The organism is Roseovarius halophilus (ex Wu et al. 2025) (assembly GCF_047086965.1).
The window spans coordinates 1-1,642 of the sequence record NZ_JBKOTX010000445.1; the positions used below are offsets into that span (position 1 = coordinate 1).

Here is a 1,642-nt window from a genome sequence, read left to right on the forward strand (position 1 = left end):
CGGCGATGCCCGACGGCACCGGGCTGGCGCGCTTCATGGACCGCTATGCCAGCCGGTGTTTCGACGTGGGCATCGCCGAGCAACATGCCGTGACCTTCACAGGGCTGCGTCATCGACACCGCGCCGCGCCCGGGCCGGGAAGCCGCCGCCCTGGCCGGATACCTTGCGGTCGACTGCATCACCCTGCCCCGGGCCGATGCCCAGCGCCTGTCGGGGGCCATCGACAGCGCATTGGGCGGAGGCTGAGCCGTGGACTGGACCCGCGATCTGCCGGACTGGCCCAACAGCGCCCTGTCGCGCCGCCTGCGCTGCCGCCCGCACGACTGGCACGTGCAGGAAACCGGCACGGGCGAAACCCTTCTGTTGCTGCATGGTGCCGGGGCCTCGACCCACAGCTGGCGCGATGTGCTGCCGATCCTGGCCGAGAGGTTCCATGTCGTCGCACTGGACCTGCCCGGGCAGGGCTTCACCCGGGCGGGCACGCTGCGCCGATGCGGACTCGACGCCATGGCCGAGGATATCGCGGCGCTTTGCACGACCCATGGTTGGTCGCCCGGCGTGGTGATCGGCCACTCGGCCGGCGCGGCCATCGCCCTTCGGCTGAGCGAGACGGCGCAGGCGTCAGGGCGGCCCGCCCCGCGCATCATCGGCCTGAACCCCGCGCTGGGCAATTTCGAAGGCCCCGCCGGTTGGCTGTTTCCGGCACTGGCCAAGCTGCTTGCGCTGAATCCCCTGACCGCGCCCCTGTTTTCGCTGGGATCGCCCAGCCCCGGCCGGGCGCGGCGGCTGATCGAGAGCACCGGCTCGCGGCTCGAGGCCGAGGGTCTGGCGCTCTACGCCCGGCTGATCGCGGATCGCCGTCATGTCGAAGCCACCTTGCAGATGATGGCCCAGTGGCGGATCGACCCGTTGCTCGGCCGCCTGGACCGTATCACATCAGAGTGCCTGTTCGTCACAGGCGCGCTGGACAAGGCGGTGCCGCCGCGCGTTGCCGACCGCGCCGCGGGGCGCATTCCCACCTGCCGGGTCGAGACTTTGCCCGACCTGGGCCATCTTGCGCATGAGGAATCCCCCGACGACATCGCAAAGCTGATGCTGGCCTGGCTGGGCTGAGACCTGTCACCGAGGGCGGCGATCACACCTCGGGTTTCCGCGCCGTTCCCATGTAGAGCACCGTCTTGAGCGGCAGGCGTCCGAAGGTCGGATCGCCCCGCCGGGTGATCCCGCGCGGGCCGAGGCCGGTCATCGGACCGGGCGCGAAACCGGCGCGGGCCAACCCCGCGCGCAGCTCAGCCGGCTTGATGAACAGCGCCGGGTCATGGGTGCCCTTTGGAAGCAGGTGCAGGATGTCCTCGGCCATTGTGATGGTGGCCAGCCGTGCCACCGGGTTGCGATTGATCGTGTCGAACAGGAACAGGCCACCGGGGCGCAGCACGCGGGCCACCTCGGACAGCACCCGGTCAAGGTCGCTGACGTGTTCGAGCACGTCCACGCAGACCACGGCATCGAATCCAGCCCGGCCATAGGGCAGCGCCTCGCCCACGCCAACGTCATAGGCGATGGCGTGCCCGGCCGCGCGGGCATGGGCGCGGGCGGCGGCGATGGCCTGTTCGGCGGGGTCGATGCCCGTCACCGCCGCGCC

Annotated in this window: 2 protein-coding genes; one reads left to right on the forward strand and one right to left on the reverse strand. The window is 71.0% G+C overall.

Annotation, left to right across the window (positions count from 1 at the left end; all coding sequences use genetic code 11):
- Positions 1-249 precede the first annotated feature (249 nt).
- Positions 250-1,113, forward strand: coding sequence for an alpha/beta fold hydrolase BchO (gene bchO, locus ACH107_RS32670; RefSeq protein WP_310689916.1), 864 nt, complete (start codon positions 250-252; stop codon positions 1,111-1,113).
- Between the two features lie 22 nt (positions 1,114-1,135).
- Here bchO and ubiG read toward each other — a convergent pair.
- Positions 1,136-1,642 (reverse strand): bifunctional 2-polyprenyl-6-hydroxyphenol methylase/3-demethylubiquinol 3-O-methyltransferase UbiG (gene ubiG, locus ACH107_RS32675; protein ID WP_412509755.1); only part of this gene is annotated, 507 nt, incomplete at its 5' end.